The sequence below is a fragment of the Methylomonas methanica genome (assembly GCF_001644035.1).
GTDB classification, from domain to species: Bacteria; Pseudomonadota; Gammaproteobacteria; order Methylococcales; family Methylomonadaceae; genus Methylomonas; species Methylomonas methanica_A.
In genome coordinates this window covers 38,145-58,994 of record NZ_LUUG01000052.1, presented here as the reverse complement: position 1 = coordinate 58,994, position 20,850 = coordinate 38,145, and the positions used below count along the sequence as shown (strand labels likewise).

Annotated in this window: 15 protein-coding genes; 2 read left to right on the top strand and 13 right to left on the bottom strand. The window is 42.7% G+C overall.

Annotation, left to right across the window (positions count from 1 at the left end):
* Positions 1–137: 137 nt before the first annotated feature.
* Positions 138–617, bottom strand: a complete 480-nt coding sequence (locus tag A1332_RS06190) for a hypothetical protein (protein WP_197491409.1) — start codon at positions 615–617, stop codon at positions 138–140.
* On the bottom strand, positions 614–895 hold the full coding sequence (locus A1332_RS06185; RefSeq protein ID WP_197491408.1) for a nucleotidyltransferase domain-containing protein: 282 nt from the start codon (positions 893–895) through the stop codon (positions 614–616). The genes A1332_RS06190 and A1332_RS06185 overlap by 4 nt, the downstream gene beginning before the upstream one ends.
* A 142-nt stretch (positions 896–1,037) precedes the next feature.
* Here A1332_RS06185 and A1332_RS25240 point away from each other — a divergent pair, with 142 nt between their 5' ends.
* Together A1332_RS25240 and A1332_RS06180 are read left to right on the top strand one after the other, a co-directional pair.
* On the top strand, positions 1,038–1,196 hold the full coding sequence (locus A1332_RS25240; protein ID WP_157203959.1) for a hypothetical protein: 159 nt from the start codon (positions 1,038–1,040) through the stop codon (positions 1,194–1,196).
* A complete protein-coding gene (locus tag A1332_RS06180) occupies positions 1,193–1,669 on the top strand; it encodes a hypothetical protein (RefSeq protein WP_064007682.1) in 477 nt (158 codons plus the stop codon). Before A1332_RS25240 ends, A1332_RS06180 begins: the two co-directional genes overlap by 4 nt.
* A 707-nt stretch (positions 1,670–2,376) precedes the next feature.
* Here the strand turns inward: A1332_RS06180 and A1332_RS06175 are convergent.
* The 11 genes from A1332_RS06175 to asnB form a co-directional block, all read right to left on the bottom strand.
* Positions 2,377–3,261 (bottom strand): SDR family oxidoreductase, encoded by an 885-nt coding sequence (locus A1332_RS06175; RefSeq protein WP_064007681.1) that lies wholly within the window; start codon positions 3,259–3,261, stop codon positions 2,377–2,379.
* Between the two features lie 9 nt (positions 3,262–3,270).
* Positions 3,271–4,146, bottom strand: coding sequence for a glycosyltransferase family 2 protein (locus A1332_RS06170; protein WP_064007680.1), 876 nt, complete (start codon positions 4,144–4,146; stop codon positions 3,271–3,273).
* Between the two features lie 232 nt (positions 4,147–4,378).
* Positions 4,379–5,377, bottom strand: coding sequence for a glycosyltransferase family 2 protein (locus A1332_RS06165; RefSeq protein WP_064007679.1), 999 nt, complete (start codon positions 5,375–5,377; stop codon positions 4,379–4,381).
* A gap of 161 nt (positions 5,378–5,538) precedes the next feature.
* Positions 5,539–6,915: a hypothetical protein gene (locus A1332_RS06160; RefSeq protein WP_157203958.1), complete on the bottom strand. Its 1,377-nt coding sequence runs from the start codon at positions 6,913–6,915 to the stop codon at positions 5,539–5,541.
* A gap of 84 nt (positions 6,916–6,999) precedes the next feature.
* Positions 7,000–9,879: a glycosyltransferase gene (locus A1332_RS06155; protein WP_157203957.1), complete on the bottom strand. Its 2,880-nt coding sequence runs from the start codon at positions 9,877–9,879 to the stop codon at positions 7,000–7,002.
* Positions 9,880–9,969: 90 nt separating this feature from the next.
* Positions 9,970–10,944 (bottom strand): lysylphosphatidylglycerol synthase transmembrane domain-containing protein, encoded by a 975-nt coding sequence (locus tag A1332_RS06150; protein WP_064007676.1) that lies wholly within the window; start codon positions 10,942–10,944, stop codon positions 9,970–9,972.
* Positions 10,941–11,705 carry a class I SAM-dependent methyltransferase gene (locus tag A1332_RS06145; RefSeq protein WP_064007675.1) on the bottom strand — a complete coding sequence of 255 codons (765 nt, stop codon included), beginning with the start codon at positions 11,703–11,705 and terminating at the stop codon, positions 10,941–10,943. Before A1332_RS06145 ends, A1332_RS06150 begins: the two co-directional genes overlap by 4 nt.
* A gap of 14 nt (positions 11,706–11,719) precedes the next feature.
* Positions 11,720–13,162: a glycosyltransferase gene (locus tag A1332_RS06140; RefSeq protein ID WP_197491407.1), complete on the bottom strand. Its 1,443-nt coding sequence runs from the start codon at positions 13,160–13,162 to the stop codon at positions 11,720–11,722.
* Positions 13,163–13,165: 3 nt separating this feature from the next.
* Entirely contained in the window at positions 13,166–15,493 is a 2,328-nt protein-coding gene (locus A1332_RS06135; protein ID WP_157203956.1) for a hypothetical protein, read from the bottom strand.
* A 185-nt stretch (positions 15,494–15,678) separates the two neighbouring features.
* Positions 15,679–16,779, bottom strand: a complete 1,101-nt coding sequence (locus A1332_RS06130; RefSeq protein WP_157203955.1) for a hypothetical protein — start codon at positions 16,777–16,779, stop codon at positions 15,679–15,681.
* A gap of 74 nt (positions 16,780–16,853) precedes the next feature.
* Positions 16,854–20,846, bottom strand: a complete 3,993-nt coding sequence (asnB, locus tag A1332_RS06125; protein ID WP_082879561.1) for an asparagine synthase (glutamine-hydrolyzing) — start codon at positions 20,844–20,846, stop codon at positions 16,854–16,856.
* Positions 20,847–20,850 lie beyond the last annotated feature (4 nt).

The window sequence follows — 20,850 nt, the reverse complement described above, 5'->3', positions numbered from 1 at the left end:
TGCTTAAATCGGACAAATTAGAACTAATACTGAATATAAAAATAGAATGTCGTTTTAGCTGCTAGCCCAAAAACCGGGCATGGTAACCCCGCTACAACCTGAACAAAAAGCCGAGTAATTTTTAAATCGCTATCTTTTCAACCGTACGACTGATCCTGAAAAGATATATATCGCGTTTTCAGTAAGCTATAAATTGAATCAAGCGTAGCTTTCGCCTGATAAATGGTATTCAAAGCATCAGTCGCTTGTTTGGGTTCATCTTCATATTGATGGGCGATGCTGTTCCTTATTTTCCGTAACTCAAGCCAGACATTTTTGTCTTCCAACAACTCGAGTTGTTCAAGTCTGTTTAGGATATCAATGAAAGGCTTGGATCTGAGGTTTTCCTCCTTTAAAAACTCAAGCATGGCTATAAATAATTTTTCGCCTATTGCGTCTTGCAACTTTGCAAAGCGGAACAAAAATTGATCGATGTGTTCAATCTCATCATCGGTAAGTTGTAAATATCGACTTGCATCTAGTGGCATAAATACAGACATTTTTGTAACGGCATGATTGAGCCGTTGAAGGTGCTTGTCACATTCATTAAAAAGCTTGGAAAGCCTTAAATCAATCATAACAACACCCCGGTATTGATCGCCTGCTGTTCCACAGCCCTAGCTTGGTCTTCAGCAAAAACCACATCGATTTTCTGTTCGCCAATTTTTTGTTCCAGTGCAAGTAGAAACTTAACTTTGTGCTGAAAATCCTTGTTAGCATCTGCGTTGATATATAAATCGATGTCGCCACCCTTTTTTAAATCGTCGACCCGACTGCCAAACAAAAAAACCTGTACCCCTGCCCCAAAAATTTCGTGGGCAGATTGCTTGATTGCATTGATTTCATATTCGGTCAACCTCACTTTCTTATGACTACCTCTAAAAACCAAAGATACCTTCTCATCCAAACACTTTTAAGGAAACCTCTAACCCCCTGTCAGCTAATCCTATCCGTTTGACATATTCTTAACTCAGGCTACACTTTCTCCAATAACACCCATGAGCCAACTGCACCTCTCAAAGCTTGCAGCAGGCATAGCTTTAAAAAAACCCAACCCGCTATTGCTGAGCATGTCTGAAAACTGCTCAAGTAAAACCCGCCAAAGCATCAATACTTATGGCGATTTTTCACATCCTTCTATAATGGAGGCTTTATGACCAACGACCTTATCAAGGGTGATCTACTCCCGGAACAACAGCAAGCCGTTTTAAACTCCCTACACGATATTCAATCCAAATTGCCATTTCTAATCGATTTAACAGTAGACGATAGGCGAACTTTGCCAAAAATGGGCGACAGAAGTCGAGCATTTGTCGATCAAGGCTTAGTCATGGCAACACAGAATGAAGGCATTTTACCGCGTAACTTCGATTTGGAAGAATACCGCCGTGACGTAGCGCTGGTTCGGCAATTGGAGCCAATTGTTCTGGCCGCGAGGCAATTAATCAAACGTATAGAAGATACCTATCTGGCCGCCGGCAGCGATGCTTATGGACAAACGCTGGTCGTTTATCAGGCCGCAAAACTGGCTGGTAAAGACGGCTCTTTGGCCGAACACCTGGACAGCCTAGGCAAACGCTTCGCACGCAAATCGCCTGGACCCAACCATGGCGCAGCAAATCCCGCGTAACTAGCCTAGCATGTGGCAACTGAGGTTTTGAGGTAGCGCAGTTTCACTCACGGCCTCAGCATTGTCATCTGAAAGCGCAAGACGCAAACAACTAGCAACAACGATCTACTTCAGAACCCCAAGGTTCGCTCTTTGGACCTGATCATTCTCAATCAAAGCCTCGCCAACCTACCTCTGAGCACAATCATTCGCTTTCCGAGCTTGGAAGCCCTCCTTCTGAGCTCGGCAATTTTCACTTTGAGCATGATCATTCAAGCTCGGAACTAGACAAACCACTCTTTCAGCTAGATCATTCTCGTTCAGAGCTTGAATGATCTCTCTCTAAGCTCGGCAGTTCTCCCCCGGAGCTCGACAAGTCACCCTAAAAGCCTGGGCACTCTGGTTCGGAACTTGAACATTCCCCCTCTGATCTGGTAAATCCATATCCAGAGCAAGATCGTTCTCTATTAACACTAGACTAATCTCCTTCAAAACCCGCCCCATGTAGCTCCCGATTGGATATGCCTAATGCAGGTTTTGAAAATCACAGTATTTATCAAAAGCTACATTTAATGATGGGTGAATATCTACTTCTATGCCCCCTCAAACCGCAATCTACGGGAAGCTCTAAAATCCCCTCGCTCTCTGGGCAATGCCGTTAAGCAAGGAAAATCATTCCTTCTCAATCCTTACCCGCAGGGCATAAACGGAGAGAGATTCTTCGATTTTTAGAGGTTCCACGTTGGATCTAAGTCTTCAGGTCCAAGCCGAAATGGTCTTGGATTAAATTCCAAATCCCGACTTGCATCTTGATGATCGAAAACTAAGTCGCGATTTGTGCGTTCCATCATTGAGAACGACCAACTACGATAGCGCGGTAAGACCTTTAGAAGAACAAATCCAATCCGAATTAAAAACATAGGAATTTGAATAAAACGCTGCTTAAGACCCATAGCATTAAATATGCGTGCTACCATGTCTCTATAGCTCAATATCTCCGCACCGGACAGATTGTAACTCTTATTTGCCACATTCTCGGCAAACAAAGCGGAGACGCACGCCTGTGCCACATCAGAGCAATGAACCGGTTGTCGCAATCCGTTGGCCTTGCCTAGCAACGGGAAAAAGCGGAATCTGCGAATCAAGCGCGCAATTTCGCAAATATTTTTATCGCGCCCCAAGCCGTAAATTAATGTTGGCCGCAAAATTACACATTCAACGCCAGCATGGGCAGACCACTCCTGTAAATCAAGTTCTGATTTTGCAAAACGCTGAGCAAGCATTTGGTCCGAAGGATCGAAAGAATCCTGTTTAGTAAAGCGGCTAGTCGATGACAAGACTACAATGCGTTTTGCGTTACTCGCTTGAATTGCGGGGAGATACGACGGCAAACTCCAAATAGGTGACAAACAAATCCAATAAGAAATGTCTTGATGCCCACCTACTGCCCCCAAGGATTTGACGGGGCGCCAAACAACACTGGATGCACTATCTGTAACTATGTGGCGCGAAAATGCGACTACTTCAAAATCCGCTTGTGTCAATAAAGGTAACAACGCCAAACCGACATGACTAGTTGCACCTAATACTCCTATGGTTTTGCCATTAGCCATGTGTGTGACCTATGACTTACCGAAGCGTTTGAAAGTGTAATAACCCGCTATTAACACAAACCTAAACCAGACACCTAGCGTCACCAAACCCATCAAAACGCCGGGATATTGATGTCTAAAAAATTTACGATAAAAACGCAGCATACCTTTATGCTTATGCCATTCCACGAACAATGGACGAGAACGGCTACAAGCACCTTGTTCATGCACTATCTTGGCCGAAGGGACAAACATGATTTTCCAACCCTTTTGCCGGAAACGCATGCACCAATCCAGGTCTTCGCAATGTAAAAAATAATCTTCGTCCCAAACACCAACATCCTTGATAGCTTCACGTTTTACCAGCATGCAAGCCCCAGAAATTGCTTCCACCTCAATCGGTTGTTGAGGCAAAGGCTGATTGTGAAGATGAAAATCAAAGAACAACCGAGGCCAACGCCCGGAAAAACGCACCAAACCAAAAGCACGCACAAAGGAACGCCATGGCGTCGGAATTGCCCGCCGCCCCCCAGCCTGTTCAGTACCATCTGGGTTGATCAAATGACCACCAACCATACCAACACTGTCATTCGCAGCCAGTGTCATTATCAACTGGCTCAGCGCATTCGGCTCAATTGTGCAATCCGGATTCAGGAATAATAAATTATTATTATTCGCTAAGCGTATTCCTATATTACATGCAACCGCAAAACCCACATTTACTAAATTGTTTACAAGTTTTACGTCGGGGATACCCACTAACACATCCAAGCTATCATCTTTCGAAGCATTATCAACAACAATAATCTCGACATTCGAGGCGCATGCCGATAAAGAATCCAAACAAGTTTTTAATAAGTTGCCAGAATTATAATTTACGATAATTGCCGAAATAGTAGCGGGCATAGTCTATTTAACCTTCGAAAAATTGTCGGTCATTTAATTGAAATAACATTAAACTATTGTAAGTTTTTAAATTATTGATAATTTATCATGCCAAATTTAGACACTAAAAATGCTATTAATTTTTTGCAAAATACTACTTAATTTTGGTGTTTATTCGAAGTCTCTATAGTTGTCAATAATCATACACCAAATAATATAGCTAATTTATAACTATTGAACCAACCTCGCTTAATTAGTTATTAGGTTCTAAAATCGAATTAGGCATACGGCGACATCGCTTACCATCCTTGTCAAGGCGTCCACCCTGCCCATTAAGGCCATGCCATAATCCCAGGCTCATATGGCGGAATCGCTGAAATCGCTCCCCAGCAAAAACTAGAAAATATCCTGCAAACTGCATTAATCGCCACAAGAAATGAAGCCTCCAAACACAAGACATCGGTGTGTCACGCAACATAAACAGGGTGTTCCGAAACATGTAATAGTCGCGTAAAGGTGAGTGATACATCACCTGCCGATATCCGAAAAACCAAACACGTTTAACCTCATCACCTAACTGATGAGTCAATCGTGAACTAGGAACACCCAACAATCTATATCCCATAGCCCTTGCTCGAAAACACCACTCCGTATCCACATGATCAATGAAATAGGATGAGCGCATACCACCAATACGCTTTATTACATCTGTCGAAATCAGTGTTCCAGATGCAATCAAAAAACCCACATCAATCCGAGCAGGAAGTTCATCACTGCCGACTTGAGGCGACCACCTTCTCGGAATCCCCCGGCGTTCAACCAGAAAAAAAGAAGTTTTATTAGTCCGCTTGTCTACTATAGCAGGTCCAACTGCCGCCACAGGAAGAGCAATTGCATCCGTTTTGGCAGATGTCAAAGCAAAGACAAGTCCTGAAACCATAGTCGGATAAGGAATACTGTCTTGATCGGACAGCAAAACAAAGTCAGCCCCAAAATTTATTGCCTTCTCAATGCCTACATTTTGAGCCGCCGCGATACCTATATTTTCAGGCAGTTGCGATAGCTCAACATTTAAATTTGCCCAGCGGTCCATAATCCGCAACATATCAGCTGAGGAGGCATTATCGACTACGAAAATATACGCCACCTGTGGAAGCAACGCTTCCAATAATGCTTCAAAGCCTGTCACATCGGGGTTATAGGACACAACAACAGCCACAACCTTGGGATTACAAGAAGAAAAGTTCTGCATTTAGTCCGACATAATAAACTGCTTAGATCTTAGCCCGAACACATAAATCCGAAATTCCAAACAAAATCAGGAGCGGAATTCCGAGCAACTTAATGTGGAAACCATGTTTTCCAGGATGTGTCAATTTTTATTAACTTCCTGAATATCCAAAATGACTATAACTAACCTAGCTTAAATGCTAAATGAATACGCCGAACTCCCAAAGTAAATAACTTTCGAAAACCACCAGTGGAATAAACATGACGAACTCTTGTAAACAGAGAAGGCTTAATGGCTGTCTTTCCAAAACAATTCCTAGCAAACTCTCTATCTGCTGATGGTTCAATTGAGGCCACTATATCTAACAGAGGTTTTGTAACATTTTCCCATCGAAAACGGATCTTAAAATTAGCAACTTGCGATGAACATTTTTCGTAAAACTGAACATCTTGCTGCAAACGGCTTATCTCTTCGACCCAACCATCCAAATCCTCAAAATTAACTGTAGCCCCCAAACCCTCAGAAGTCACTGTATCGCCGAAATAATCGCCTCGCGTCGTAACAATAGGCAAATTACACCATAAATAGTCCAACATGCGTGTACGGAATGAAAACCTGGTTTCCGGGTTGTCGAAATGAGCACTGACACCTATATTTGCATCCATGAAATATTGACTGCGTGTCTCATAGTCAACCCATCCAGAATTGAAATGAACAAAGCGATCTAATAAATCTAGTTCACGTGAAAGCGATATCGCTCTAGCACAAATATCGTGATCCTGGATACCTGGATTTGGATGCTTAACCCCAATGAACACGAGATGAACATTATCTCCTCTATCATTCAGAATGCGAATTGCTTTGATGATAGTCAACGGGTCAAACCACTCGTATATCCCCCCCCCCCAAACTGCAACAAAATGGTCTTTAGGAATATCAAACTTAGCACGTAATGTAACCTGTTCCGGGGCTGGATCGGCATTTGGCAAACCAAAAGGTAACAAAAGGATTAAGTCATTTATATTAGCCCTATTTGACTTTTCCCATCGTAGACCGTTAATCCGCCCCATAACAGTTAATGCACCTAGCCAAAAATCTTTTTGTTTCTCGCTAGCGCATAAAAAATAATCAGCATAGGCGAGCTGCTCGGCAACTACACTGGAAAGATGTTTACCCATACTCAATCGCTCGCTCATATCAATGCCATCAGATACTTGGTGATACTCCAAAGGAATAGGGCAATATAAGTCGGCAATTAGCACGCCTGATATTTCTTTCAGAAAGGGGTATCTAACCAAGGCGTCTCCTTGGATTAGAACAACATCTGATTTATCCGCCAACGATTTTAATATATCCGGCTGAATTTCCAATAATTTGAATCTAACAAAATTCTTACCGCTAACTTTAGGAGCTACAAGTGTGGTATCGAATTTTTCGGCTGCGGACTGAGCGATTTCGATACAACGAATCGCGGGCCCCGCCATCTTTTCACCAATTACATCATTACAAACCACAAGCAACGAGCGCTTGGGAAGCTTACTTTCAGCTTGATTATTCATATTCAAATTCATCGATATAAAGAGTACTGACCGCAACTAATGATTTAGCTCGGTCAAAAAAATAAAACATATTAATATACAAATTCAACCTAACACATCGGTAATCAATGAAGTCCATTCAGCCAAATAGCGCTCATAGTTAAAAACTTCAATTGCTGTCAAACGCGCCTTAGCACCGATTTTCGACACTTTCTCTGGATTTCGAAGCAAATAGAGCAAAATATCACGTAATTCTTCCGGATCGTTTGAGTAAAATCCATTTACGCCATGCTTAATAAACATATCAACATCATGATTATCGGCGTTTACTGTAACTACCCCGCACATCATTGGCTCCGCCCTTGCTCTAGGCATAGGAGAACGCAAAGTTGGATTAAAATAAACACTATATTTACGCAACTCATTGACATAATTACGATACTTCGCCAATGCAAAAACATTTCCAAAATAGTCCACATCAGGGTCTGGAACACGCAATTGGCTGGGCCAAAACTGCTTTGGAAAGGTTTCGTCGAAAACTCTCTGATGAAGGTAATAGCCTCGATAATGAGGACGTGACGTTACGAGTGGTCCCAGTGGGGATAAAATACCCTTTTCATACCGAGCAGGAGGAAATTCCATAGGATCAAATCCGTGCCATATCACTCTTGATCTTTTAAATCCCCATTCCCGCCGCGCCTGATGCGAATTACACACAACCTCTATATCACCAACATATTCTACGAGTTTATCTCTGGCCGATTCTATTACCGACATCAGGTCATCTCCATCATACCCTGGCGTGTATTGCCCATGAAACTGGGGTGTTCCATGACAAATCGCAACCTTTGGCAGTTTGATATTCTCGACAAACCAACGAAAAGTGGCACCCCATTCCACCCCTAAATGACCATTAGTATTCTCGTATGACAAGACATTTTCATCAAAATGGAGAATAGCCAAATCATAGAGTCCCTCATTAAACTGAGCAGGTGTAATAAATCTTGCGTTTGCCGGCATTGGACGCTGATTAAAATCCCAAAACTCAGAGATCGGCGACCCCAATCCCACCATCAAATCAAACTGATAGGGTAACTTGTACAACTCATACTGATGAGGCACATGCCAACGATAGGTAATTACCCTAAGCTTCCGGTTATAACGAGCATAAAGCGGAGACCTAGAAAAAAGGCTTTTAATAGCAAATTGATCTTTTAATTTATCAACATTAAACCCTTCAACCAATTCAGAGGATATTTGTATATCATCAACTAATCCTGACTTCTCACTAAGGATTAATGTGCTAAGCTGAGACCGTAGATCCAAAAAGCTACTACAATCATCAAAATCGAAAAGAAAGTCTTTCGAATCCTTATTTCCCCCTTCCCACCCAACAGTGAATGCTATCGCCTCACTTGCAAACTTTAGACGTCCACCGTTCTCATAAATTTTGTATCCTAATAATATCGCTTTTAAATTTAACGATAGTTTCTGATCATTGACTGAGCACTCATCTAATAAGGAAATATCTGATCGACGGATAGATAAATTACCAACTCTGCAATTTAGAAAACTCTCAATATAGATAGGCCCCCTATTTAGAGCCCTAAGCTGGCATGCTTCAATATCTTGTTCCAATTCGCAAAGCTTAGCCAACGAAGCATCAGGCCTATCTAAGCTAACTACCGGCCCAATAACAACAACGCAATCCCGGTAAGAATGAGCGTCTACATGAGCCTTTAAGAAAGCGCTATTCACAAATATTCCGGAATCAGAAAGAACAATCAACTCGCCTTTGGCCGCATTAGCCCCCAACTGCCATATTTTCGAGTTTGTATCGGAATTGTTGGTGACATAAGAGCAGGTTATTGGCTGTTTCCTAGAATACTGATTGCTTAATTGCTGAATAACAAGACGTAGCCATTGGATACAGTCATAACTATCTGATGGACCTACTAGAACCAACTCAATTGGCCCTATATACGATTGTCGAACTAACGATTCAACTACAAACTGTCCCCAAATTAGAATATTGCAGACAGAAAAAACAATAGAAACCAGGGGCTGTTGGCGAACTATAAGCTGATGACGTATCTCCTCCAACTGTAAAGCAGTTTTCGATAAATCCACAATACTATTTACATCCGCCGGAAACGCAGATTGAGCTTCTACGGAAATAACATAATCAATATAGTTATGCCAAGTCTTCTTGAGCTGTTCAGAAATTATCACTCCTCGTTCCACAACCAAGATAACGGGCACGCCCATTTGGCGCGCACGACATACGACCTTGCGTATTATTTCTTGAGTGGTTGTAGCGGGAATAAGCACCATAGCCAACTTGCTTATCTCAAAGCCAAGATGGGTATTTATAAGTTCCAGCTTAACGAGCGTGTTTTGAAAAAGAGACGTAAAAATCACACCTTGCGAATCAAGAGGCGAATCTGACACCCAAACGAGAACGGGTTGGTTATATGATTTCATCCCAGTTGCTTGTATTGACTTACGACGATAATACAAGGCAAAACTGGAAACTCTGACATCCAATTCTAAGCCTAAACCCGGAAAACTACTGATGGCTGGATTCCGACGCAAACCCAAACCATAATAGCCTTGAGGCTTACGGATTAAAAGATCCGAACCATTTTCTTTTGCAACCCATAAACCCAAGTTGTTACCGGGACGACCTTCAGACGACTTGATAGAAACGTAAACATCAATTCCCTTTACCGCAATGGGATTATCGGGTGCAATCCATATAATTGAATTGTCGCGACAATCTTTGGCATGAACTACGCTGCTGTGTAGAATTCGGCCGGCTTCCGTGTGAATTTTCACTAACAGCGAACATTCGTTCGCCCGGTTGTAAGTAGCAACTCTTAGCCCCAGGATGTCGATTGTGCCCGATATAACATCAATACGCTGCGTAAACCAAGCCCCTTTTAATATCGGAATAACTCTGGAACCCGGATCTATCTGTTTCAAACACTGTTGAGTGTCCGTAGAATGACCCTTAATACTCGCAACTAGGAGTTTAAATTTCGATGCCCTTTTCAAAAACTTAATCAAGGCTTTTTAAGAAATATTAGTTGGCCTTAAAAAAGCCCATGCTGAAGAACCAGCCATAACAAAAGCAACAAGCAACGTAGCAATCTGAAGTACAGTGGCAACAGCAACAGCAGTGGGTGCTGAAACAGTAAACAGGGATAACGCCCAGACCGCAGCAACCTGATAAACACCCACATAACCGGGTGCTGAGGGTAAAGCTGAGCCAGCAGAAAAAAATACCCAAAGCAACAAAGGAGCTTCTAATGGAAGAGACAGATTAAAAGCACGAAGCAATACGGAAATAGCGCCATAATCTGCAAACAGAATCAAAAATGCAATCAATACAAGCTCAATGCTCAGCCAGCCCGTTACCAAATGGCGGAGCTCCGTGCGTAATTCAGTTAGAAACACTTCTAATTTGATTGGCCAGCGCCGCAACAAACGCTTTACTAACTTCGTAAAAAATATGTCCATAAATCCAGAACTCCTTGCATACATTACTATCCCAAGGGTTACGATCACACTAGTTAAAAATAAAGTAGTGACCCATTTTTCCAGTACGTCGCTAACAGGAAAAAGCAGGTAGAGTAAGGCTGCACAACCCATAAGTACAAAGACATCTATTAATCGATCGATCATTGCGCTCGCTAAAGGACTTGCGATGGTTGTCTTGGTCATTTTGGCTAAAGTAATGACTCTCACTACTTCACCAGCACGCCCTGGAAATATCAGATTGGAAAGAACACCAAGAGTCGTAGCTCGGGAAAATTTGTGCTGTTCACTTCTTGTAAATCCGGCAATGATACGCCATCGCATAGCTCTAAGTGTAATCCCAAGCCATAATGATACCGAGCAGACCATTAAAGGACCAATCTGCACTTCGGTAAAGGCACTAACTAAGCTATCGTAATCTACATTCCGAAGGGCCAACCACAAGAAAAAAATGCTAAACGATAAACTTAAACCCAGCGCGGCAAAACGACGCAAGTTAAATCTACTCACGATATCCGTTCCAACTCAATAAAAGCAAACATTGCATATCGCGTTTCACCAAAGTAACGCTCCAATGTCCGCAATGGCCTATATATCCACGCAGGTAAAAAGCTGCGCATCGACACTCCACCGGAGAGCAGGTATACAGACGGCATCATTAACTCGATAACGTTTATACGCCATTGAGGAAAATCTGACTCAAACGTTTTGCGATCCCGTTCAAACACTATCCAGGGCAAAGCACCATTCGCTCCTGAAAGTGGCCCATCATTCGGTATTTCCCAGCCACTCTCGATGGAAAATGGCTCAGGGTGTAAATGAGTGTAAACCCACTCAGACCAACGAGTCCTCCATGGCTCAATCATCACAATTTTACCCCCTGGTTTTACACAACGAGTTGCTTCTAAAAGAAACTGCCGTACATTCGGAATATGGTGAAAAACATCGGTCATCACTATTGCATTTAAAGAACCATCCAAAAAGGGTAAATCACAAGCATCGGCCACCAGTTTAACGCCTGGTGTTTCGAAGATCTCGCTAGTGATCACATTTGGGAGGAGTTTCTCGAAAAAACCTGCCCCGGAACCTAATTCGAGAATATCCGTTTTCACGGGTAAAGCGCTGACAATTTTTTGATACCATTCGGAATATAAGGCACGCAAAAATGCTTTATCTTCAATAATTTCGCGCCTCAGACTAGTAGTCAGAGGATCATCCACGGAAAAACCACGCGTCAACGGGTGTGACAACACATGATGCAAAAAACCCATTAGTATTTTTCCGCTCAGATAAACTTAATACGACGAGCAGCAAAGACAACCATGTTTAGCAATAGCCAACCATGCCGCCAACGGGAAATATTTGTCTCTCCATAGCGTCGAGCACGATAACGAATCGGAACTTCCATAATTTTGAGATTTAAACGAGCAGCCCCAAACAATAAATCAAAGTCCCCAAAGGGGTCAAAATCTCCAAAGTAACCACGATTGTCGGCGATTCTTTGGTAGTCACTGCGCCATAGAACCTTAGTACCGCATAGCGTATCTCTGATCGGCTGACCTAATAGCCAACTAAACGCCCATGAGAAAAATTTATTACCCAAGAGGTTAGCAAAGCGCATCGCATCCTCATCCATGGGATAAACCAAACGAACGCCATTAATAAATTCCCCAACGCCACTTACCATTAGTTCATAGAACCTCGGGAGATCTTCGGGTGGCACTGTGATGTCTGCATCCAAAATCATCAAAATATCGCCACTGGCAATATCAAAGCCTGCACGAACTGCATCACCTTTCCCCTTTCCAGGCTGCTTTAGTAACTTGCAATTGCGCTCTGGATGCGCAGCGATGGCCCTTTCGATTACTTCATATGTGTCATCGGTGGAATTACCTTCTACGAAAATAATTTCTGTACCTCCACCCATCTCAGGGATACGCGTCATCAATTCTTCAATGTGCCCAGACTCATTTCTGGCTGCTACCACTACCGTAACTGATGGATTCTTGATTTTCGGTAACATTATTCGGCGGGCCAACATGAAATTCGCCATCGCCATCAACCTAAAAGGAGAAATCTTTGCCAAATACCTATTCGCAAAATTTGCAACAGGTAAAGCTAAAGGAAAAAGTACTTCCTCCCACTCCCTTAACGCTTCATAACCAGATATTTCCAGGAGATTGGCCATATCATGCCGGGTAAGCCAATTTTGTGGAAGGTTAGGTGTGGCAACCCCCAGCTTTTGGGCTATTTTCAGGGGGCTATTCCATAGATGGCTATAAAAATTAAATATCAATCTTGTACGAGAATTACAGTACCTCTGTAAACAAGCAAGCGTGGCCTGCACATCCCAGAGATCGTTGACCAACTCCGATACAACAATATAATCAAACGTTCGTTCACCAAGTTCTAGCTCATGTGCATCCGCAACGACAAACTCTAGTTGCGGATGTGCTGTTCGAGCCTGTTCAATAGCTTCCGGGCAAAAATCAATTCCAACACCATTGGAAGGCCGCAGAGCCGCAAGGAGATCCCCCCCGCCACAACCAAGTTCGAGAACACTAGCACCAACCGGCACCAAATTAGAATAACAGGTTTGAAGCCGTTGACGATAAAACCCACCCCATGATTTAGAAGCTTTAACAAAATTACCACTCCAAAACGAGCGGCGCTGTTGCTGATAATCAGACGCTTCTACTTCAAAAGTTCCTATCTTTTGCATACGCATTTTTTATTCCAATAATTTGATTAAATTCAGTTTCCTGTAGGTTTCACCAAAAACCGTCTTAACTTCATTAGGATCAACACATAACTGAACATTCTTGCCATAATAACTGGCAAGGCTGCTGTTTGAAAAAATTCGCCAAGGCCCTGGAATGAATGGATCCCGACGATCTTGCTGATAAACAGTCAAAAGGCTCCCTAATTCTTTAAAGTCAGATGCGTCTTCCTTCCACCATGAATTGATAGGGATACGATTGATGAACTCTATACGCCCAACCTGACCTTTTTGGAAGTCTGGCTTAATATCACTACCGACTAGATCTAGCAGCAATGTTCCATTGTATCCAAGCATAGTTGTGACCGAGTGCTCACCTTCCTGGCAAACAGGCGCTACTAACGATTCAGAATTAACAAGGCCTCTAATCGGGGTATAAGGAACCAACAGTAGTATGAACAAAACCAATACAAAACCAATATCGAAATAGGGTTTTGAATCTGATAATTCCATAGCGCTCTGCGCAATATCGGATACTGGTTTGGTAGCTATTTTGCCAGCCCGCATCAGAAAAAAGACTACCCAAGAAAACCCAATTGTCATTTGCATCACATCGACAGGAACGGTTGCTGCAAATACCCTTGAGCCACCATCTCCCAACAGGAATGGAACTGATAGTAATATTCCAACTGAACATAATAAAACTAGTAAATAACGTGGGTTTCTGCGATTAATGAATAATGGAACCCAAGCTAACCACCATGCAGATTTCACAAATATCGCAAAACCACCCAGCGCCTTATAACCATAAGTACCATCATTGAAAAACAGTGTAAAGTTACCAACTAAGCCGTCCAGCATTTTTAGAGGATGCGCTACTATATTTTCCCAGGCGAGTTGATAAATGGCCCTAGACACCACCGAGTCAGATCCAATGAGTTCTGGATGATCAATTTGCACCTGTGACCAGCCTTTACCCCCAACTGAAAGACCATACAAGGTATATGAGAAATTCCCATGTGAACTACCGGGATTACCTCCAACTGCGGCAACAAGTAAAGATTGCAAAATAAAACCGATTAAAACCCCACCACATGCAGCAATAAGCCAATTGACAACCGGCTTATTCCACATTCTGGCAACAATGCCGGTCCAAATTACTAAACATGGCAATACAAAAAAAGCCCCTGCTCGTGCATTTAAGGCAATAGAAACGATTCCAATACCAACGAAAATCCAATGGATAGATCGTCGATTGCAAGCATTGAATAGCACCCCGAAAGCAATAGCTCCGAAGATCAAACCCGCATTCTCGGTCATCGTCATCGTAAATGCATTTTCAGCCGCAAAAACAAATAGCAGAGAGGTGCTTATTACCACACCGAACATACCTGCAACACTCAATGCTCTTCGGGAACACAAATAAATCGACAATGACACCAGGACAGCCTGTAAAATCAAAGTAGCGTGAATATTCCGTTGCCCAATCCACGCAATGCCGGCTAAGAGACTTGGATAGATTCCTCGACGCTGGCACCACTCCCCAGTAAGCGAAGGATGCCCAAAATTGCCAAAATCCAACAATGAATTGGCACATATCCAATACATATGAGAATCACTGTATTGATAACCGCTTCCAGTCGAGAGATTAATCGAACTTCCAAGCATCCAATTCCAAATAAGAAACCAGAGTGAGTACAACACGGTAACTACGGCAATTAATATGCTAACTGACGGCTTATTCTCGATAATATCTTGCGAAGGAGTTACATATTTTGTAATTATTTCGCCTACTCGAGATCCCCAGCGAATATAAAATAAATTTATCCCGAACCTGCTTTTAAGAAAAAAATGGAGCATAAAAACAGAAATCAGCGCAGAAAAATAAACCCAATACTGTAGGTTTGGCTCCATTACTATTTCATAATGCCGCCCATTATTTCGGGGATCGGAGCAGTCGGAGACGGAAAAGAAAAGTCCCTCGTACCAATGAGAATAAGCCCCCTCCCCTTTTGTGCGTATTACGTCATGCAGTACGTGGGGCGTTCCCATAGGGACGCCATTTTCACGAAGTACTAGTGTCGAAGCATTTTGATTTGATAATGTATCACTTGTAAAAGAGGTAATGGGCCACCCAAATGGCCGCATCTGTAACATTGTGCTATAGGCACATCCAGAATCATGCCGAATTCCCTCCACTGGCAAGCGATATACTTGCTGCCCAGTAGTCGACATAATCACCGCGATCAAGCTTAACCAAGACAGAGACAAAAAACATAAAAGCCCCCTCCAACCAGAATAATTAAATCTGGTAATAAAACCGGAACCTATTAATAGCATGACCTTAAATCCTCGCAAACGGCTATCAGTCCATATTTAAGTAATGCTGGAGTTTCATCTAACCCGTTCAACCGAGACGCACCCATCAATTTTATAGAGTCTGTCATCAGACCGACTTGTAAATAGGTTCATACGACCAGCGACATACATCTTATAGATATTATATATTTTTATAAAAAACATATTTATTTTGTAACCACAAAAAGACCGCTGACTGAGCGGAGTTTATCAGGGGAAATATTAGAATAGCAACTCGACTGCTCAAAAGAGAGCCTGGAAAGGAAATCGTTAAAATATTCGGGTTCAACATTCATATTGGAATCATATTTAACACTAGAAAATCCAGCGCCGAAAAATAATTGCTCTAATTGGTACGGCCTAACTCGGTTGCCACACTCGCCAAGGCGCGCATCAAACATCCTTACGAACTCAATTTCATCAATCAGTAAGAATTCTAACGGCCTAGAAAAATCACGATGATCTCTAAAATCTACCTGGTGAATCCCAATCGCGCCAGACTCCATAATTGAATATAAAACCTTAGAGGCAATTCTCGGATTATAGAGATGTTCAAACACCGCATTCGAAAGCGTAATATCAAATTTCTGTTCAATTTCTTGCAACTCTTCTAATGGCGATTCCAGTAGATTAATCAATTCCTCTTTGTATCCATTTTTTGCACATTCCAATAATATAGAAACGTCCGACTCAGAGTCCAAGGTCGTCAAAATATTAGCAACCTCTCTATATAACTTTGGATGATAATTTTCATTGAAATCAGCAAGAAACCTATCCGCCACAGTAACCGAACGCGCCCCCCAAGATCGCATTATCAAAGCCGTAGCGAAGTTAATCCCTGGCCCCAATTCTAAAATAGACTTTCCTTTAATGAAAGATTTACCAGATGGAATAGCATTTAAGTAATTAAAAGCAATGTTTACTGCATATTCAGCATCTAATGTAACTTTCGACTCATCAAATGAATACCAATTATAATTTACAGGGGTGTTACCAGAAATTCGCTTAGCATCTTTTGCTGATTTTCCTTTCATGGGGGCAGCCACATAATATTTCCTGCCATTGGTGATTGGAGACGAGTTATCTGGGGTTGAAAAATACAGATCATCTCCCCAATGCGAAAACAGCCCATTACCAAAATTTCTTATCGAATCATGAAGTGCTGAACCTTGGCAAAAACCAATATTATCTTCAAACAAGATAAGTTTCGACTTTTCATCATTATCTTCTGACTCTCCAACAATAATATCGTCAGGTAACTTCGTCACCCAGCAGTATCCTGAATCATGGTGTATATCGGCCAATTCGAATAATCGAAAATCGCCTTGGTGTGAACACATATTCATCCTAATTTATAAATCCACCTAAAATAGTTGAGAACAAGCCTTGCCTTGTCTGCTTTCGAAAACCGTAGTTTCGAATTCTCCAAATTTTCGACAATTGCCTGCCTGAGTTGTATATCGGTTAGTAAGCTAACACATGAATCCGACAACCGTTTTTCGTCCCCAATTTCAGCCACAAAACCAGTAAGGCCGTTCTCTACCAGATCAGGAATTGCACCAGCCTTGGTTCCAACCACGGGTAAACCTACCGTTTGCGCCTCCATAACAACATTAGGTGTACCCTCAAAGCGAGAAGTAACTAACAGTAAAGTAGCAAGAGCAAGAAAATTGGGAACATCATTCCGTCTTCCCATAAGAACGAAACGATCTTGCAGACCAATTGCATTAACCCTAGCCTTGATTTCCAGTTTCATCGGCCCTTCGCCCAACAACAAAACCCTTGTATTAGGCACGCGATTGATTACATCTTGGCAAACATTTACAAAAGTAAGTGGCTCTTTTTCCTCAGATAAACGAAACACTCCGAGAATAATTTGTTCGCTTGATATAATTCCCAGTTCATGACGGATTTTTTCGACTTCAACTGGGTTAGGTGCAATAAACTCGTTTTCATCCAACGCATTTGGCAACAATAGTACTCTGGCCGGATCAATACCAATCCAATTAGCATAATCCATATTACCTGCTGTAGAGTTTCCGGTAAGTATGATTTTATTTGACTGAGTCAATAAACGATAAGCAGGCAAATACCATGGAATATTTAGATATGAAAAATTTGTGGGATTATAGTTACGGAATGAAATTATTACCCGATCAATTCCAGAAATTAAGGAAGCAACAGCTCCTACAATATTTGTCGAATCTAGCTGAGCAGCAACCGCGTCTGGATTTAATCTTTTTAGAACAGAGGTCAAGCGAAGCACTTTTTCGGCTATGGGCGATTTGATTTGATCAACCAACGGAAACAATTGAGAATCTGCTGGAATAGCTATCCGCGTATCCTTAAGGCCGATTTTATCTATCTCGATTACAGCGATGTCGGCATTTTGCAGCAAAGGCAAATAATGTGCTGCAGGACCTTCGAGCGTATCGACAACTACCGTAACTTTTATGCCAAGCTCTTTCAGTCCAACTGCCAAATTACACCATTGCCGCTCTGCGCCGCCGGAAGTCAATCCATGGGTATAAATAACTACGCTGGCTATGGTGGTATCAGATGGGGAGGCTTTTTTATTCGATATAGAAACCAAGTATTCCAAAGACTCTTGAAATGTCCCTGTGGAGTCATCTAATAATTTGCATACGGATACCGGTAAAGCCCCTTCCAGTTTCCGGTTGCTAAGGGCAACACAATATTCTGGGAGGAAGCCAAAATACCATGGCCACTTTCTGCCTCCCATCTTAGAAAAACTTATGATCTGATTTTGAATTGAATATCTTCCACCGCCAACTGCCTCAATATCTTCTATCGGCGTTGTTATGGGTGGTAACTGATTGAAGCCTTCAAATAAAACATAACCAGCTCCGAGCTCATCAGTTGATTTTAAGGACAAAGCAGACATACAACGTGTTTCATATCTATTTGTTCCATCAACAGCCGTGGCATCTTCAAGCTTCCACATTGCAAGAGCATAGAACCTTACAAACAAAGCATTTACGAGTTGCCCAATAAGGGAAAAGTAACGAAATTTATAATACTGTTGCCCCGCATCACGATCATGTATGTTTCTGACAACCAACCCAGCAGCTCGTTTTTCTCTAAGTTGCCCAATCAAGAAGGGAGTCGGGACAAAGCCGTCCCAATCCGCGACAATCAAATTCTTTCCAAAAAGACTCACTCCAGCCTGATCAAGACCTTCAATTAATGCCTTATCAGGTGGGCAGGCAAAAACATCACCAGACACCTCAAAGGATCCAGGTTTGTCCGATAACAACCCCCCATCTATTCCTTCACCTTCAGGATCAATTTTTGACAAAACTGATGCAATAGATAGTTGGGCATGCCAACCTAACACATCGTAAATATTCGAAATTTCATCCAATGCTTTTGCAGGTTGACTAACTAATAGAGTGGATGACGAAATCCAACTAAAGTAGCGCACTAACTTATTTGCATTCGGGTGATCGAACCCGTGACCAGAAACATAATGAATCGCTTTAACCTCATCTCGTTGAGGAAGTTTTGCCGGTCGGTCGCGCAACCAATGCTCCAGCATCACAACGCTCCAAACCTGATAAATTGAAAACCCAGCGTTTGTACTTTGCAAATCAATAAATTTTTGCGCTCGCTCCCGCCCAATCCATTCGCCTAACTTGCTTTCTGGACCCAATGCGTTTTGTAATGAGTTCACTAAAGCCGACTTACCCCATTGTGCGTTAAGAGGTAGCCCAAAACCTTTTTTCGGCATATCGATAATTTCTCTTGGAAGATAACGATAGGCGATATCTTTCAGGAGAAGTTTTCCCTTTCCTTCCTCTACCAAATAATCCAATGGCACGCGCTCGGCAAATTTTGCCAATTCAACATTTAAGAATGGTGTGCGGACTTCAAGCGAATGCTGCATGCTCATACGGTCCACCTTGGGCAAGACAGCTCCAGGCATATAATTCTCGACATCGGTAGCCCGCAGACGGCATAGCAGAGACCTCTTGTCCGTGTCTATTTCACCAATTAGACGATCAAGATGATCCGATGCACCTTGAGGCAACAAACCGAACAGACTACCCAAACGATCGGGGGTGAAGACAAGAATCCGTCCAGAATAATAGGCACTTCCAGGCGTCCAGACTGAGTTGGAATAACCTCCCTGCCTTAATGAGTTTTCATTGAGCGTTTCAAAATATCGACCATAGCCGCCAAACAACTCATCTCCACCATCACCGGACAGCGCAACAGTGACATGCTGACGAGCAAACTTTGAAAGCAAGTAGGTTGGCAGACAAGAGCTATCACCATTTGGCTCATCCAAATACCGCCCGGCATGCTCAAGGAAGTCAGTTGCTGAAGGCACAAGAATCTGATCACGATGTTCGGTACCCAGATGTTTGGAAAACAACCTGGCCAGCTCGTGTTCACTATCTTCAGCACCCTCAAACCCAATCGAAAAAGTCTGTAGTGGGACCCCTAATTTCCGCCTGGCTAATGCACATACGGTGGATGAATCGACTCCACCGGAAAGAAAAGCTCCAAGCGGCACATCCGATATAAGACGACGCTTTAGGCTTCTTACTAAAATATCTTCCAATTCATCGGCAAGTTGCTCTCTTGAGGCCGAACTAAATCCCGCAGCCCCTGGTGCAAATTTAAAGTACCGATGTAGTCTTGATTCTTGACCATCCTTTAAAACTAACAAATGGCCAGGCGCTAACTTTTTTATATTCTGATAGATCGTGCGTGGTGCGCCAATGTACTGGAACATCAATAACTCAGCCATAGCATCAGCACTTACATCGCCGCTAAAACCAGGCACTTCCTCCAAACATTGCAGTTCCGACGCAAAAGCCACGGCTCCGCCGCCTAACTCCATGTAGTAAAGCGGCTTTTCACCAAATGGATCTCGCGCCAGAATCAAATCGCCCGAAGGCGAGTGGAATGCCGCAAAAGCAAACATGCCGTCCAAACGAGAGAGCGCATCAAGCCCCCATGTTGCAAGTGCGGCAAGCAAAACTTCGGTATCGGTCCGACCATGACACTGAACCCCCTGAGCAACTAAATCCAGCTTCAGTTCCTGAAAATTATAAATTTCGCCGTTAAATGAAATAACCCATTCGCCGTTATTCCATTGCATCGGCTGACGTCCGGCGTCAGACACATCGATAATGGATAAGCGTCGGTGACCAAGTACGCAACGCCCTTTAGAGTCACCCCAAATTCCGTCGGCATCAGGCCCACGATGAACCATACGGTTGGTCATCTGTTTAACCAAGCGCTCTTGCCCATCCACTTCGGAGATGAAGCTTCTAAACGAATAAACTCCTGCAATACCGCACATAACT

Bases quoted from the DNA above. Each gene is read 5' to 3' on its own strand.
- A1332_RS06190 (WP_197491409.1), bottom strand. From the start codon at position 617: ATGATTGATTTAAGGCTTTCCAAGCTTTTTAATGAATGTGACAAGCAC.
- A1332_RS25240 (WP_157203959.1), top strand. From the start codon at position 1,038: ATGAGCCAACTGCACCTCTCAAAGCTTGCAGCAGGCATAGCTTTAAAA.
- A1332_RS06180 (WP_064007682.1), top strand. From the start codon at position 1,193: ATGACCAACGACCTTATCAAGGGTGATCTACTCCCGGAACAACAGCAA.
- A1332_RS06175 (WP_064007681.1), bottom strand. From the start codon at position 3,261: ATGGCTAATGGCAAAACCATAGGAGTATTAGGTGCAACTAGTCATGTC.
- A1332_RS06170 (WP_064007680.1), bottom strand. From the start codon at position 4,146: ATGCCCGCTACTATTTCGGCAATTATCGTAAATTATAATTCTGGCAAC.
- A1332_RS06165 (WP_064007679.1), bottom strand. From the start codon at position 5,377: ATGCAGAACTTTTCTTCTTGTAATCCCAAGGTTGTGGCTGTTGTTGTG.
- A1332_RS06160 (WP_157203958.1), bottom strand. From the start codon at position 6,915: ATGAATAATCAAGCTGAAAGTAAGCTTCCCAAGCGCTCGTTGCTTGTG.
- A1332_RS06145 (WP_064007675.1), bottom strand. From the start codon at position 11,705: ATGGGTTTTTTGCATCATGTGTTGTCACACCCGTTGACGCGTGGTTTT.
- A1332_RS06140 (WP_197491407.1), bottom strand. From the start codon at position 13,162: ATGCGTATGCAAAAGATAGGAACTTTTGAAGTAGAAGCGTCTGATTAT.
- A1332_RS06135 (WP_157203956.1), bottom strand. From the start codon at position 15,493: ATGCTATTAATAGGTTCCGGTTTTATTACCAGATTTAATTATTCTGGT.
- asnB (WP_082879561.1), bottom strand. From the start codon at position 20,846: ATGTGCGGTATTGCAGGAGTTTATTCGTTTAGAAGCTTCATCTCCGAA.